2 protein-coding genes are annotated in these 443 nt (G+C 51.7%); both read left to right on the forward strand.

What is annotated here, in order from left to right; translation table 11 throughout:
* Window positions 1–3 precede the first annotated feature (3 nt).
* Complete coding sequence (locus tag D7V97_RS46930) at window positions 4–156, forward strand: hypothetical protein (RefSeq protein ID WP_368669027.1); 153 nt, start codon at window positions 4–6, stop codon at window positions 154–156.
* 81 nt (window positions 157–237) lie between these two features.
* Window positions 238–443 (forward strand): hypothetical protein (locus D7V97_RS45215; RefSeq protein ID WP_158623587.1); only part of this gene is annotated, 206 nt, incomplete at its 3' end.

Below are 443 nucleotides of genomic sequence, written 5' to 3' on the forward strand. Positions count from 1 at the left end.
AAGCTGGAGGGCGATCGATCGAGCTATCCGCCCGATAGCTGGCTGCAAGTTCGCGGCAGCATGATCACCGAAACGCTCAACAGTCAGCGTCAGCTTGTGATTCAAGCCAGCGCGATCGAACCGATTCCTGAACCCCGCGATCCTTACGCCTATTGAGCCAAAATACCTAACTTTGGCAGGATGCGATCGCGGCTGCGGCAGTTTAGGCTGCGATCGCTGCTGACTTAAGGCCAAGCCATGCGACGATTTAACCTGTTTAGCGTTTTGTATTTAGCAACCGCTGTTGCTTTCGCAATTTTGGGATTTGCCCGCAATTATTTTGATGCTTATGCTGCGGCAGGGTTTGCGCTCACCTGCGCGATTTGCAGCCTGTTTCCCTGGTGGCGGCAAATTATTGTCAGTGCGGGTCGCCGCAATAATGTAATTTTTGATTTGGTTTGTAT

Origin of the sequence: Corallococcus sp. CA053C, from assembly GCF_003611675.1 — a bacterium.
Lineage (GTDB): Bacteria > Myxococcota > Myxococcia > Myxococcales > Myxococcaceae > Corallococcus.